This window comes from Enterococcus sp. DIV0756, assembly GCF_051710745.1.
GTDB lineage: Bacteria > Bacillota > Bacilli > Lactobacillales > Enterococcaceae > Enterococcus_A.
Genome location: NZ_JBIOLF010000002.1, coordinates 349,105 through 364,398, shown reverse-complemented (window position 1 = coordinate 364,398; position 15,294 = coordinate 349,105). Strand labels below are relative to the sequence as shown.

Annotated in this window: 13 protein-coding genes; all 13 read left to right on the top strand. The window is 41.9% G+C overall.

The genetic code is table 11. The annotated features are described in order from the left end of the window. Positions 1 to 166 precede the first annotated feature (166 nt). The 13 genes from IGI44_RS18150 (at position 167) to IGI44_RS18090 (ending at position 15,276) form a co-directional block, all read left to right on the top strand. Positions 167 to 946, top strand: coding sequence for a glycyl-radical enzyme activating protein (locus IGI44_RS18150; RefSeq protein WP_438789342.1), 780 nt, complete (start codon positions 167 to 169; stop codon positions 944 to 946). Positions 947 to 985: 39 nt separating this feature from the next. Then, positions 986 to 3,388 (top strand): trans-4-hydroxy-L-proline dehydratase, encoded by a 2,403-nt coding sequence (gene hypD, locus IGI44_RS18145; RefSeq protein ID WP_438789341.1) that lies wholly within the window; start codon positions 986 to 988, stop codon positions 3,386 to 3,388. A 633-nt stretch (positions 3,389 to 4,021) separates the two neighbouring features. Next, positions 4,022 to 4,951: a thioredoxin-disulfide reductase gene (gene trxB, locus IGI44_RS18140; RefSeq protein ID WP_438789340.1), complete on the top strand. Its 930-nt coding sequence runs from the start codon at positions 4,022 to 4,024 to the stop codon at positions 4,949 to 4,951. A gap of 186 nt (positions 4,952 to 5,137) precedes the next feature. Next, positions 5,138 to 5,455 (top strand): thioredoxin TrxA, encoded by a 318-nt coding sequence (gene trxA / locus IGI44_RS18135; protein ID WP_438789339.1) that lies wholly within the window; start codon positions 5,138 to 5,140, stop codon positions 5,453 to 5,455. 43 nt (positions 5,456 to 5,498) lie between these two features. Then, on the top strand, positions 5,499 to 5,963 hold the full coding sequence (gene grdA / locus IGI44_RS18130; RefSeq protein ID WP_115341642.1) for a glycine/sarcosine/betaine reductase complex selenoprotein A: 465 nt from the start codon (positions 5,499 to 5,501) through the stop codon (positions 5,961 to 5,963). A gap of 83 nt (positions 5,964 to 6,046) precedes the next feature. Continuing rightward, positions 6,047 to 7,582 (top strand): glycine/sarcosine/betaine reductase complex component C subunit beta, encoded by a 1,536-nt coding sequence (gene grdC / locus IGI44_RS18125; RefSeq protein ID WP_438789338.1) that lies wholly within the window; start codon positions 6,047 to 6,049, stop codon positions 7,580 to 7,582. A gap of 4 nt (positions 7,583 to 7,586) precedes the next feature. Then, on the top strand, positions 7,587 to 8,744 hold the full coding sequence (gene grdD / locus IGI44_RS18120; RefSeq protein WP_438789337.1) for a glycine/sarcosine/betaine reductase complex component C subunit alpha: 1,158 nt from the start codon (positions 7,587 to 7,589) through the stop codon (positions 8,742 to 8,744). Between the two features lie 181 nt (positions 8,745 to 8,925). Then, the gene (locus IGI44_RS18115) at positions 8,926 to 10,251 is read left to right on the top strand and encodes a glycine/sarcosine/betaine reductase component B subunit (protein ID WP_438789336.1); all 1,326 of its coding nucleotides are present in this window, start codon (positions 8,926 to 8,928) and stop codon (positions 10,249 to 10,251) included. 92 nt (positions 10,252 to 10,343) lie between these two features. Continuing rightward, the gene (gene grdH / locus IGI44_RS18110) at positions 10,344 to 11,663 is read left to right on the top strand and encodes a betaine reductase selenoprotein B (protein ID WP_438789335.1); all 1,320 of its coding nucleotides are present in this window, start codon (positions 10,344 to 10,346) and stop codon (positions 11,661 to 11,663) included. Positions 11,664 to 11,734: 71 nt separating this feature from the next. Continuing rightward, positions 11,735 to 13,198, top strand: coding sequence for a glycine betaine uptake BCCT transporter (locus IGI44_RS18105; protein ID WP_438789334.1), 1,464 nt, complete (start codon positions 11,735 to 11,737; stop codon positions 13,196 to 13,198). Between the two features lie 210 nt (positions 13,199 to 13,408). Next, on the top strand, positions 13,409 to 14,107 hold the full coding sequence (locus tag IGI44_RS18100) for a GntR family transcriptional regulator (RefSeq protein WP_438789333.1): 699 nt from the start codon (positions 13,409 to 13,411) through the stop codon (positions 14,105 to 14,107). Between the two features lie 42 nt (positions 14,108 to 14,149). Beyond that, a complete protein-coding gene (locus IGI44_RS18095; RefSeq protein ID WP_438789332.1) occupies positions 14,150 to 14,707 on the top strand; it encodes a DUF3841 domain-containing protein in 558 nt (185 codons plus the stop codon). Beyond that, positions 14,665 to 15,276 (top strand): DUF3841 domain-containing protein, encoded by a 612-nt coding sequence (locus IGI44_RS18090; protein WP_438789331.1) that lies wholly within the window; start codon positions 14,665 to 14,667, stop codon positions 15,274 to 15,276. The genes IGI44_RS18095 and IGI44_RS18090 overlap by 43 nt, the downstream gene beginning before the upstream one ends. Positions 15,277 to 15,294: the final 18 nt, after the last annotated feature.

Genomic DNA, 15,294 nt, shown 5'->3' with positions numbered 1-15,294 from the left:
CCTTACATAATTAATTATTTTTAGTATACCCGAAAAAAGAGTAAATTTCTAACCATCATTAAAATGAAAAAATTCACGAAAAATAAAATAAAAAATTCATCATTATGAATAAAGCGTTTGCATTTATATCTATTGCCCTTTATAATTAAGGACGGGAGGGAAGCACGTGAAAAAACCGACGATTTTCAATATTCAAAAGTTTTCGACCCATGATGGGCCGGGGATTCGTACGACGATTTTTTTCAAAGGGTGTCCCATCAGATGTGAATGGTGTCACAATCCTGAAAGCCAAGTATTTGCACCAGAGATCATGTTAAATAAATATGGCAAGGAAGAGCTGATCGGCAAGGACTATTCTGTGCGAGAGCTCGTCAAGAAAATTCAGGCGGATCAAATTTTTTATGATCAATCAGGTGGTGGTGTGACATTTTCTGGTGGCGAAGTGATGGCGCAAAATATGGATTATGTGGTGGAATTAGCGAGGGAGTGCCAACGATTAGGGATTACTGTCGCGATCGATACCTGCGGAGTCGCGCCGACTGAAAATTATCGACGAATTCTTCCTTATGCAGATTTATTTTTATACGATTTAAAGTTCATAGATTCACATAATCACCAACTTTATACAGGTGTAGGCAATCAATTGGTGTTGGAGAATTTACGATTTTTATCAGAGCAGCAAGCTGAAATCAATCTTCGGTTAATTTTATTGGATGAAATTAACGCAGAGGAATTGGATGCAGAGGAAGTTATTGACTGGCTGGTAAAAGAAAAAATTCATGTGAGTGAAATATCGCTGCTGCCGTATCATGATTTCGGTCGAGATAAATATGAGCGACTGAAACGAGTATGTACGCAGAATTTTATCAAGCCGTCTGACGAAAAAGTGGAACGAGTACAAAAAATTTATCAAGATGCAGGGTATCAGGTATCAATTGGCGGATAAGAAGCAAACAACTTAACACATAAAATAGGAGGAAGATCAATGGCGGAATTAACATTAGAACCAACCAGAAGGGGCAGTACGGAGCGGATCAAACGATTACGGGAAATTAGCGACAAGGAATGCACACCGAGTATTTCGATGGAACGAGCCGTCCTTTTGACTGAGGCCTACAAAAAATGGGAGGGGAAAGTTTCTGCACCTGTTTTACGAGGGAAAGCCTTTAAGTACATTATGGAGAATCGAACCAATTATATTGAAAAAGGGTCATTGGTTCTTGGTGAAAAAGGAGATAAACCTTGGGCAGCTCCAACATTCCCAGAATTATGCTGTCATACTTTAGAAGACTTTGACAACATGAACAATCGCGAGAAAGTATTTTTCCGTGTGAGTGAGGAAGATCGTCGCGTTCAAGAAGAAGTCATTATTCCTTATTGGCATGATCGTGCCATGATGACGCGAATGAATCGCCTGCTGCCAGAAGAATGGCATTTATTATTCGATGCCGGCTTGTATACCGAATTTCTAATGCAGCGCGGTCCTGGTCATACGGTGGCTGATGGAAAAATGTATCAAAAGGGCTTTGCTGATTTTAAAGCAGAAATTCAACAAGAAATCGATAATTTAGACTATAACAATGATATGGAAGCGTTAAATAAACGAGAAGAACTAAAGGGCATGAAGCTAGTCTGCGAAGGAATGATCATCTACGGCAAGCGCTATGCGCAACAATGCCGTGATCTAGCTGAAACGGAAACAGATCCGCAATGGAAACAGGAATTGTTAGATTTAGCGGAAGTCTGTGACGTAGTACCAGAGCATGCACCACGAACCTTCCGTCAAGCGATTCAAATGTATTGGTTCACGCATATTGGTGTAACGGTGGAAATGAACAACTGGGATGCGTATTCTCCAGGTAAATTGGATCAGCATTTAGAGCCGTTTTATGAAAAGGATATCGAGGAAGGCCGCTTAACTCGTGAGGAAGCGCGGGAGCTTTTAGAAAATCTATGGATTCAATTTAATAATCAGCCCGCACCACCGAAAGTAGGAATTACTTTAAAAGAAAGTGCGACCTATACGGATTTCTGCAATTTGAATACGGGGGCTTTGCGTCCAGACGGAACAAGCGGAGTCAGTGATGTCAGCTATTTGATTCTGGAAGTTATGGATGAAATGAAGCTGCTGCAGCCAAGCTCAAACGTACAAATTTCTCGTAAATCCCCTGAAAAATTCCTACGTGAAGCCTTGAAGGTCTCTCGTAAAGGCTGGGGGCAGCCGGCAATGTATAACTCCGAAGCAATCTTGGCAGAGCTGAGCTATCTAGGAAAATCGGTCGATGATGCTAGAGAAAGCGGGATTTGTTCGGGCTGTGTCGAGGTCGGTGTAGCCGGAAAAGAAGCCTATGTGCTTACTGGTTACTTGAATATCCCGAAAGTATTTGAACTGGCTATGAATCGTGGCTACGATCATTACACAGACAAACAAGTCGGAATCGATGTAGGCGACTTTACTAAGATGGAGACTTATGAAGAAGTTTTTGAAGCTTTTCATAAGGAACTGCAATACGTAGTTGATGTGAAGGTCGCAGGCAACAACATGATCGAACGGATGTATATGGAGTTCATGCCGGTACCGCTGCTCTCTGTGATGTCGGATGATTGTATTAAAGTTGGGAAAGACTACAATGCAGGAGGCGCACGCTATAATACCAGCTATATCCAATGTGTCGGTATTGCGACGATTACCGATTCCTTAGCAGCGATCAAGCACAATGTTTTTGAAGAAAAAACGATGACCATGCAGGAACTATTGGCTGCCTGTGAAGCAGATTTTGAAAATTATGACGAAATCTATGATCGAGTTTATAACGAAACTCCTAAATACGGAAATGATGATGAATACGCCGATACGTTGCTGCGGGATGTGGCTGCTTCCCTACAAGAGGTAATCGCAGGTCGCCCAACACCGAAAGGATCGAAAACAGTCGTGGAATTTTTACCAACGACTTGTCACGTTTACTTTGGTCAAGTCATGGAAGCTTCACCAAACGGGCGTCATAAAGGGATTCCATTGCCGGACGGAATTTCTCCAGAAAAAGGGGCGGATCGCAACGGTCCGACTGCGGTGATCAAATCAGCGTCGAAAATTGATCAAACAAAAACCGGTGGGGCTTTACTGAATCAGAAATTTACCCCGAGTGTGGTAGCCGGAGAAGCTGGTATCACTAATATGGCTTCACTTGTACGCAGTTACTTTGCATTAGACGGGCATCATATTCAGTTCAACGTAATTGATCGTGAAACGCTGCTGAAAGCACAAAAACATCCGAAAGAGTATGAAAATTTGATCGTGCGCGTAGCTGGTTACAGCGATTACTTTAACAATTTGGAAAAAGCCTTACAGGATGAGATCATTTCACGAACAGAACAAGCTTTTGGATAAATGAATAAAATAATTTTTAAACCAGAGAAATTTTTTCTCTGGTTTTTTGTTGTTTGTTGAATTTCTAATAACAGGAAAAGGCTTCTGTTAATAAAAAACAGTTGGTTACATATAAGAAAACAAAAAGCAAAGTTTATAGCTAGCGTTAAAGAAGGCGTGCAATTGCTCAAAATGAAGTAGAGGATTCTATCAGTTTAATGAGGGAGAAGTTGGAAGGTAAAATCCTTGATTTAATTAAAGTGAAAAAGATAACTAATTTAGCAGATTAATGATAACGAATTATTCAAATCTAGAAGTGTCATTGTTTAAAAAGAACAGCTGTAATATTATTTTTTAAGATAAATAACGAAGAAATTGAGTAGAAAATGGATTGCAACGTTCTGTCAATGCTGGTAGAATGTGGTTGAGATAATTAGTCGTTTGTCGACAATCGACTAATAGTGGATTGGGGAATTTTAAAAAATACAAGTAATATTCCGAAAAAAAATATTGATCAATCAATCACATGCCAACTGTTTGTTCAAGCTCTTATGCAATGCAACAAAAAGCAAGCGCTATCAAAAAAGAGTTGTTTTATTGAAAATCACGATGGCTAAACATCGTATTTTATAAAGAAAGGGATGGAGGATAGGTATGCAAGTGTATGACGTAATTATCATCGGTGCAGGCCCCGCTGGTTTGTCAGCCGCAATTTATGCCGGTCGGGCAAGACTAAAAACGTTATTAATTGAAAAAGGAAAGGATGGCGGACAGATCATTTTGACCTCTGAGATTGAAAATTATCCGGGGAGTCTCGAAAAAGAATCTGGTCGTTCGTTGATCAAACGGATGTCTGAACAGGTGGCCTCTTTTGGGGTTGAGCGAGCTGCAGACACGATCGTTGAAGTAGATTTATCTAGTGACGTGAAAATCCTTAAAGGTAAAAAAGAAGAGTATCAGGGACGCTCAGTTATCATCGCCTCGGGGGCATTTCCACGTCCAATTGGTTGTGCAAATGAGAAGGAGTTTATGGGAAAAGGTCTTTCTTACTGTGCAACTTGTGATGCAGCCTTTTTCGAGGACATGGAAGTTTTTGTGATCGGCGGCGGAAACTCAGCAGTGGAAGAAGCCATGTTCTTATCGACCTTTGCCCGAAAAGTGACGATCATTCAGAATCTAGCAGAGTTAACGGCAGATGCCATTGCAATTGAGCAAATAATGGCGAACGAGAAAGTTCACTATGTTTACAATTCTGTCGTGGAAAGTCTTGAAGGTGACGGTATCGTTGAAGCAATCACGATCCGGAACACCGAAACAAATGAAACAACGCGCTTCGAAGCTGACGAAGAAGACGGTTTGATCGGTGTGTTCAGTTTTATCGGCTATTTACCACAGTCGAAAATTTTCGAAAACGTCGTAGAAATGGAGAACGGCTACATTAAAACCGATGAAAAAATGGCGACAAATGTTCCAGGCGTATATGCGGCGGGAGATGTTCGAGTGAAAAATGTTCGTCAGGTTGTTACTGCCAGCGGTGATGGCTGTACAGCGGCTGTCGCAGTCGAAAAGTATTTGCATCATTAGCATTTTTCTTGAAGTGTGGTTCAAATTCATTTTTCTCTGGGAAAAATGAATACATTAATCTGAATAAGGATTTCAGTTCTGTTTCTTGCTTTAGCAAGATTAACAGAATGATATACGGCATGACAATCAAATTCATTTTTTCTAAAAAAAATGAATACATTAATCTGAATAAGGAGTAGTGAAAAGATGAAAGTTCTAAATAAGAAGAATTTTGAAGAGGAAGTTATTCAAAGCGAAGGAACAATGCTGGTAGACTTTTTCTCTGAAACCTGCGAACCGTGTCAGGCATTGATGCCCAGCATTGAAGAATTCGCTGATAAATACAGTGGGAAAATTCCTTTCGCAAAACTAGATACTGCAAAAGCTAGAAGAGTAGCGATTGGACAAAAAATTCTCGGGATACCCGTCATCGCCATTTATCAAGACGGTGAGAAGATCGAGGAATTGGTGAAGGACGACGCGACACCAGAGAATGTAGAGGCAATGATTCAAAAGTATATTTAACGAGGAAACTCGTTTAAATAATAAAAAACAAGGAGGAATCAATATGTTGCTGAAAGACAAAAAGGTTATCATCCTCGGCGACAGAGACGGCGTTCCTGGTCAAGCCATTGAAGAATGTGTGAAACCATTAGGCGCAGATGTAGTATTCTCATCCACAGAATGCTTTGTCTGAACGGCCGCGGGCGCAATGGATCTGGAAAATCAAAAGAGGGTAAAAGAATTTACAGAGGAATTCGGTGCTGAGAATATTGTTGTTGTTCTTGGTGCGGCGGAAGGTGAAGCTGCTGGTTTAGCAGCTGAGACTGTAACTTTGGGAGACCCTACGTATGCCGGTCCATTAGCGGGAGTCCAGTTAGGACTTGACGTATATCATATCGTGGAACCAGAAATGAAAGAAGCGATCGACTCTGAGCTGTATGAGGAACAAGTTGGCATGATGGAAATGGTACTAGACGTTGACGATATCGTCGACGAAATGACTTCAATTCGAAGTCAAGTAAGTGAATAGGTTCAATGTGCAGCTTTTTTGATGATGCTGGACACTAGCCTGTTCAGCATCATCCCACAATTTTGAAAAGAAAGGATGTTTCTATGTATAGCGTATTGAAAGGGTCGAGCTATTTTCTTGCACATACCCCAGATATGGTAGTCCACAACGGCACTACTCAAACACTTCAAAGAAAAATTGATCCTGATTCAGAATACTTGGAGGAAATAAGCAACCATCTACGTGATTACGAAACTTGTGTTACTTATCCACCGAATCAAGTCTATATCGGAAACATGACACCAGAAGAACTCGAAACAATCGAGACCCCTTGGTACGATAAAAAAGCTGAGAACAAACGCCAAGGTGTTTTTGGGGAGATCATGCCTGAAGACGAGTTTATCGGCATGATGAAATATGTCGATGTGTTTGATTTGGTCAAATTGAACGATGAATTTAGTAAAACAGTAAAAGATAAATTAGATCAGCATCCATTATTGGATGAAAAAATTTTAGCAAAGCTTTCAGAGGAAGTATCCTCAGAAGAAATCATAGGCTTCATCGAAAATGAACAGGCTGAACCGATTTATTTTAAAGGCGATGTCGTAGGCTGTGTAAAAGCCGCTCATAATCTAGATGATAGCTTATTTGCTCATGTCATTTTTGAAAATCTTGTTTCAAAAGCATCCTGTACGATTGCGATCTTACAGTTGTTACAGCAAACGGGTATCGAAAAAAATGACATTGACTATGTGCTCGAATGTTCAGAAGAAGCCTGCGGGGATATGAATCAACGCGGCGGCGGGAATTTTGCGAAGGCAGCGGCGGAAATGGCTGGGTTGGAAAATGCGACCGGCAGCGATGTTCGCGGTTTTTGTGCTGGACCGACGCACGCTTTGATTCAAGCGGCGTCATTAGTGAAATCCGGCGTCTTCAAAAATGTCATTGTGGCTGCCGGCGGTTCGACTGCAAAGCTTGGCATGAATGGGAAAGATCATTTGAACAAAGGGCTACCGATTTTAGAAGATTGTGTGGCTAGTTTTGCAGTCTTGATCTCTGAAAATGATGGAGTTAGTCCAGAATTGAATATCGATATTGTTGGGCGGCATACGGTCGGCACAGGGGCATCACCGCAAAAGGTGATCTCTTCACTGACCAGCATCCCATTGGAAAAAGCTGGATTGAAGCTAACAGATATCGATAAATATTCCGTTGAGATGCAAAATCCAGATATCACTAAGCCAGCGGGAGCAGGAAACGTTCCTGAAGCAAATTACAAGATGATCGGTGCGCTAGCAGTAATGAAAAAACAGATTGAAAAATCCGAATTGGCTAATTTCGTGAAGCAGCATGGAATGGTGGGATGGGCGCCGACTCAAGGACATATTCCATCTGGTATCCCTTATCTTGGCTTCGGGCGAAACGACATTATGGCTGGTAAGGTCAATCGAGCAATGTTTGTCGGAAAAGGCAGTCTCTTCTTAGGTCGAATGACGAATTTGTTTGATGGCATTTCATTTGTGCTGCAAAAAAATAGCGGGAAACAGGAGGAAACTGTTTCCGAAGATCAAATTAAGCAATTGATTGCGGAAGCTCTCCGAGACTTCGCCAGCCATCTTGATGGAAAGCTAGAGGAGTGATCCTATGGCCGAAAGAGAAACCAAACAAATAATTGCGGATGTATTTCACGGTCTTGCGAACACGTTGGAGACTGGTCGCGGAGTTTCCTCAACAGTGGCTTTGACTGCCTTGGGAAGCGAGCATGACGAATCAGAGCTGATCGAAGCGGCAAAAATGGCTGCTGACAAAGGAATTTCCGTAAAAGTTATTGGCACACAGAAAATCGTCTATTCTGGAATTGAAAGCTTCTTGGTTTCGGATGCAGATGAAGGGCATCAGAAGTTGGAGGAACTTTTGGCTAAGGGAACGGCTGATGCTGGAGTGACAATGCACTACCCGTTTCCAATCGGTGTTTCTACAGTTGGCAGAGTGCTTACTCCTGCAAAAGGGAAACATATGTATCTAGCAACAACAACGGGTACCTCGGCACTAACTCGAGTAGAAGCATTGGTACGGAATGCTTTGTACGGGATCATCACCGCAAAAGCCTGTGGAATCGCGGAACCGACCATCGGATTATTGAACATTGATGGTGCCCGTCAAGCAGAAATCACGTTAAAACGGCTGGCGGAGAATGGTTATCCGATCCACTTTGCGAAATCGAATCGCAGTGATGGCGGAGCAGTGATGCGGGGCAACGATGTCCTTGCAGGAACCTGTGATGTCATGGTGATTGATTCCTTGACAGGAAATATCCTGCAAAAGATCTTTTCTTCTTATAGCACTGGTGGAAACTATGAATCTTTAGGCTTTGGTTATGGCCCCGGTGTCGGAGAAGGAATGGATCAACTGATTATGATCGTCTCCCGTGCGTCAGGTGCCCCTGTTGTGAGCGGTGCGATTGAATTCGCCGACGAGTTAATTCGAGGAAACTTCAAGCAGGTTCAGGCAGCAGAATTTGCGAAATTGAAGGAAGCCTCTTTGGATACCTTGCTGAAAGAAGCTCAACCACAAAAAGAAATAGCACATGAAGAAGTTACGCAGCCCGATAAGGAAATCGTGACTGAAGAGATTCATGGCGTTGAAATTTTGGATTTAGAGGAGGCTGTCCAGCATTTATGGAAGCAAGGAATTTACGCTGAGAGCGGTATGGGGTGTACTGGTCCAGTTGTGATGATCGCAGAAAAACGCTTATCTGAAGCGAAGACTTGTTTAGCTGCTGCTGGCTATATCGGAAGCTGATCCAATGGACTAATGATTTTTATGTAACGTATCAGAAGTTTATTCGATACAGAAACAGTCAAACTGATTTAAGCAGACCTGTTGTTATTTCTAATTTAGCAGGTAATGACAATTTGCTAGAGGATAGGAGTCGTTTTTTTTAGAGAAAATGATTTCCGTAAAAGGCGAAAGGAGCAAGTAAATGAAATTAGATATCGCAAATTTTCACGTCAAGGATATTCAATTCGGTGAAAAAACAGCATATGCCGATGGAATCTTGACGATTAATAAAAAAGAAGCGTTAGACGTGGTTTTTGAAGATGAACACATTACTGAAGCGGAACTGCATATCGTTAAACCCGGAGACGAAGTTCGGTTGGTTCCTGTGAAGGAAGCAATTGAACCCCGTTATCGGGTCGGAGGCGGACCTGTTTTTCCAGGAGTGACTGGAAAATTAATGCAGGCAGGCAACGGTGTGATCCATGCACTAAAGGATATGAGTGTCTTAGTGGTGGGGCAACATTGGGGCGGCTTCCAAGATGGATTAGTAGACATGAGTGGAGAAGGGGCAAAATATACCTATTATTCTCAACTTAAAAATGTTGTATTGGTAGCGGATACCGATGAGGAATTCGAATGGCATGAGCAGCAAAAGAAAAATCATGCCTTGCGTTGGGCAGGAATGCGTCTTGCCGAATATATCGGAGCAGTTACCAAAGGCTTGAAATCAGATGAAGTGGAAACCTATGAATTAGAGCCTGTGACTAAACGCAGTGAAGCGGTCAACAAGCTGCCAAGCGTCGTCTTTGTCTTGCAACCGCAATCCCAAATGGAGGATTCAGGCTATAACGATTTAAATTATGGCTGGGATTGCAACTTGATGCTGCCAACCTTTATGCATCCCAATGAAGTCTTGGATGGGGCAATGATTTCTGGTTCCTTTATGCCTTGTTCGTCCAAGTGGTCAACGTATGATTTTCAAAATTTTCCAATGATTAAGCGACTATACGAGGAGCACGGGAAGACTATCAATTTCCTGGGAATCATCATGTCAAATTTGAATGTTGCTTTGGAGCAAAAGGAACGGGCAGCGATATTCGTGGCACAAATGGCGAAAAGTCTAGGCGCTGATAGTGCGGTGGTGGCTGAAGAAGGCTACGGTAACCCAGATGCTGATTTCACTGCATGCTATGTAGCTTTGGAGGATGCAGGTGTAAAAACGGTCGGCTTGACCAATGAATGTACGGGGCGTGATGGCGCCAGTCAACCGCTTGTTTCAATGGATGAGAAATGTGATGCGATTGTCTCGACGGGGAATGTTTCTACCTTAATTGAACTACCACCGATGAAAACGGTTTTAGGTGAGTTAGAGGCCTTGGCGCGTGATGGTCTTTCCGGCGGCTGGTCAAATGATGAAATTCTTGGGGCTTCAGTAAAACCAGATGGGTCGATTATTATGGAAAACAATGCGATGTTCTGTGGCGACCAGGTAGTTGGCTGGTCCACAAAGACCATGGTTGAATTCTAAATTTTTCATTTGATATTTTGAAATGAACGGAAGAATCAAAATGAAGCGTTTTTCCAAAAAGAATTCAAATAGAAAGAACTAGGAGGGAAAAAATGAAAGCGATTTTATATATCAATCAGTTTTTTGGGCAGATTGGCGGTGAAGAATTCGCTGGTCATGAGCCGGAAATTAGAGAAGGTATCGTCGGACCTGGGATGGCTTATGCCAAGGCTTTGAAAGATGAGATCGAAATCACGCACACAATTATTTGTGGCGACAATTTCATGGGATCGGAAACGGATGAAGCGATCAAACGTATTCTTGAATTTTTAGACGACAAAGATTTTGATATTTTCTTTGCCGGACCAGCATTTCGAGCAGGACGTTATGGTGCGGCTTGTGGGCATATTTGTTCGGCTGTTCAAAAGAAATTTGGCGTTCCAGCAATCACCTCAATGAATGAGGAAAATCCCGGTGTGGAAATGTATCGGAAGGAAATGTACATTTTCAAAGGCGGGGCTAGTGCAGCTGCGATGCGTAAAGATGTTGCGAAAATGTCCGCTTTTGCGTTGCGTTTGTTGTATGGCGAAAAGTTACATTCAGCAGCCGAAGAAGGGTACTTTGGCCGGGGTATTCGTGATCAAATTTGGTTAGATCCGCCTGTACCAGCGACAGACCGAGTAATCGATATGCTGTTGAAAAAAGTCAGCGGAGAAGACTATCAATCTGAGTTGATCATTCCTAAATCAGAACGGGCACCAATTGCGCCAGCCATCCCAGCGGAAAAACTGGCAAAAATGAAAGTTGCTTTAGTGACTTCTGGCGGGATCGTTCCAGTAGGAAATCCTGACCGGATTCAATCTGCATCGGCGACTAAATGGGGCAAATACAATGTAGATGAGATGGACGAGCTGAAGAAGGGTGAGTTCATGACGATCCATGCTGGTTTTGACCCAGCAGCAGCCAACGATGATCCAAACGTGGTTCTGCCGTTAGATGTCATGAAGGAATATGCTAAGGAAGGAAAAATCGGCGGGGTATATCCATATTTCTACGCCACGGTGGGAACTGGAACCACACAAGCAGAAGCAACCCGGATGGGGCAAGAGATTGCAAAAGAATTGGTTGATGACGGTGTTCAGGCAGTTATATTAACCTCCACCTGAGGAACCTGTACTCGTTGCGGTGCAACGATGACCAGAGAAATTGAAAAAGCTGGGATCACGATCGTTCAGATGGCGAACCTGATTCCTGTTGCTCGTACAGTGGGTGTGAACCGGATCGTACCAACGATATCAATTCCATATCCATTAGGAGATCCTGCTACACCGAAGGAAGTCCAGCATAAACTGCGCTACCATCGTGTAGGGGTTGCATTAGATGCGTTAACCACTGAAATAGAAGAACCGCGACTCTTTGAAGTAAAAGTTTAATTGTAAGAATAATGACGAGCTGTTAAGCAACGGCTCGTCCGATAAAAAAACTTTGAAGAGGAGACGTTTAGATGAAAAAAAATGTAGTTTTTTATGTTTCTCTTTTGATTACGGGCATCATCGTATTGATTGGGCTGATTGCACCAGATCCCTTTGCACAAGCGATGAATAGCACGAAAGCTTTTTTAGTGGATACATTTGGTTGGTTTTATTTGATTGCCATGTTTGTTTTTGTCGTTTTCTCGTTACTTATTGCTTTTAGTCGCTTTGGAAAAATTAAGTTAGGGCCAGATGACTCCGTTCCTGAGTACAGCAACAAATCATGGTTTGCGATGCTTTTTGGTGCAGGTATGGGGATTGGCTTGGTATTCTGGGGAGTGGCCGAGCCGTTGAATCATTTTACGACGTTTGGCGGGACTGAAAAGGCTGCGGATTTAGCCATGCAGAAATCCTTTTTACATTGGGGATTTCATCCTTGGGCAGCCTACTCGATCATCGGAATGGCATTGGCCTATTTTCAATTCAGGAAAAAAACGCCTGGGTTGATCAGCAGTATTTTCTTGCCGATTTTAGGTGAAGAAGGCGTGAGAGGACCGATTGGAAAAATCATTGATATTTGTGCAGTCTTTGCGACGGTTGCTGGAATAGCCACATCTCTTGGACAAGGAACCCTGCAGATTAACTCGGGGCTGAATTATTTATTTGATATTCCCACCACGCGTCTTGTCCAGATCATCATCATCGTAGGACTGACTATTATTTATACGTGGACTGCGGTAAGCGGGATTGATAAAGGAATCAAACTGCTATCGGATATCAATCTTTATTTAGCGATCGCTATCCTTGTGGGTGCCTTCTTAATTGGTCCGAAAATTATGACGCTAAACATCTTTACTAATTCTTTTGGCGGCTATATCAATAACATCGTGTCAGAAAGCTTTTCGATTAACCCGTTTGGAGATAATTCGTGGCTTGGCTCGTGGACGATCTTTTATTGGTCATGGTGGATTGCTTGGGGACCCTTTGTTGGAACCTTTATTGCCCGAATTTCCAAAGGAAGAACGATTAAAGAGTTTGTCTTAGGAGTGATGATTGCTCCTTCAATGGTTTCTTTCATTTGGTTCTCGGTGTTTGGCAGTTTAGGACTCAACCTGGATATGGGGATTATTAACAAAGCCAAGGAAGTTACCGAAACAGCCCTCTTTGTTGTCTTCGGAGAATATCCGCTGGGAATGTTCTTTTCGATTATTGCTATCTGTCTTCTGTGTACGTTTTTTATCACTTCAGCTAATTCTGGAATTTTTGTTTTATCGATGTTTTCATCAGAAGGGGATTTGAATCCGGGAAATGATAAAAAAATCCTGTGGGGCGTGATCCAAGCACTTTTAGCATTGGTTTTATTGATGACTGGCGGATTGGATGCCTTACAAACTTGTTCAATTGTAGCGGCATTGCCGCTGACAGTAATCATGCTGCTATGCGCCGTATGTTTATTCAAGGCCTTAATGGAAGAAAAGAAAATACCGGATGAATAAACGGCTTCCTCTCAATTGGAAAAGCATAGTTGAATTACACATCCATGTGAATGAAAACACAATAAAGTGTTTCTGCTAAATCCAATCTATCCACGAGGAAATCAGCGATATGGGAACGGTTGAAATGGTCAAATGCCGAACGACAAGAGACTTAGCAAAGGCTTTCTGATATAATTAGTGACGTATATCTGAAAGGATGCTGATTTATTTATGGATATTATGCCTAGATACGAAAAACAAAGTTTAAGCGACATGGTAGTGTCGTATGTAAAAAATAGAATCTTGTCAGGTACGTTAAAAGGCGGCGATCGTTTAATCGAGACAGATATTTCGAATCATTTTAATATTAGCCGGGCTCCGGTAAGAGAAGCTATGCGGATATTGAACGAGCAAGGACTCATCACGTTTTCTCCTCGTAAGGGGAATCATGTGATTGAAATGGAACCGGCGGAAATAATGGAAGTATTTGAAATTCGAACCTCATTGGAAACGCAGATTTTACGAAAAATATTGCGCAATCAAATGATTAAGGAAGAGGATTTTCAACAATTGACAGAGATTGCGACGGAGATGAAAGATGGCGAGAATCGTTGCCGCACTGAAGAGGATAAAGTCTTTTTATTGAATACGTTAGATCTTTCTTTTCATAGATATCTTTGGCAATTATCGGGCAGTGTACGAAGAGCTCAAATTTTGGAAAGCTTGTTCTATCAACTATTAATCGCAATGAATGAAGATCTTTCGTCATTGGGAATTCTTGAAAAGAAATCAGAAGAGCATCTTGTTTTTGTGGATGTTTTGAAGAAAAATCAGTTACCTACAGTAGTAAGAGAATTTCATAATCACATCCAAAATTATGTGAGAGCTACGCTGCCAGAGGAAGAACAGAATTTTTGCTTGGATTGTTAAGAAAATAGAGACGTTTGCTTGTTTCTGACTTTTGGAGGAACTATGACAAAAAAAGTAAAGGTTTGGACGAAGCAGCACGAAAATATTTTACAAGTACTGGAACAAACTGGGCGATATATTGTGAAAAAAGAATACATCCAACAAAAGATGGAGGAGCACAGCAATCTTTATTTAGGTGTGTATGAATGGTATATGCATGCGGCTTCCCGCCTTGTGCCGCCGCCTCCAGATGTGAAGTATCCTATTTGGGTATCGCTTACGAAAGAGGAAAGTATTCAAAATAGCGAAGGTAACGCTATTTTAGAAATTGAACTTGAGGAGAACCAACTGATTGTGGTTGATTTATTTAAATGGGGAAATATTGTCAATCATTTGTACATTCCTAAAGATCTTGAGGATCAAAACGAACACACAAAAATGTTGGAAAAATATGGCATTGATGATATTACTGCCTTTATGACACCCTTTTATCCGAATATCAAACGAAAAATTGAGCAAAGTCATGAGCGGCTTTTTGATGATTCAAGCGTATTAGGTGAGATGAAAGTGGGGACGATATGGGAAATTCGCAAGGAATGGATTACTCAGATAACCAAGTAACACTCTACACCTCTCAAAGTCAGGTAGTCGTTGATCAGCTGCGCCAATCAGGCAGGCATGTTGTCGATGCGGCTTTTATAAAAGAGAAATATGGGGAAACCGCCCATGTCTTTTTGCAGGCGTATAGCTGGTATCGTCAACATGCCAGTAAAATCGTTGAGCGCCCAAGAGATGCTGATTCGGCGATCTGGACATTTTTGAATGCTAAATACCTTGATTACTCAGCGGACTCCCGACTCATTAAACTTCGTGTGCCTATTGAGAAGATTGTTTTTTTTCGCATGTCTGATTGGAACAGGATCTTGAATTTGCGGTTGCTGGGAACGGAAGAAGAGCAGGTAAAATATTCTGACAAGCTGAAAAGGTATAATGTGGATTATGAAGGAGATGTTTATACGACAGCTTTTTATCCGCATTTAAAAACCGAATTGGTCTGTAGTTGGCAAAAGCTTTTTCAGTATGACGACGAAATTAAGGCTACTAAACAACTGCCTTTTGAAGATATTCAAGGAGGCATCTGGGAAATTCAGCACAGCTGGGTTGAATCCTTATTAGAATGGAAAATATGAAAATGACCCGTCCAATTT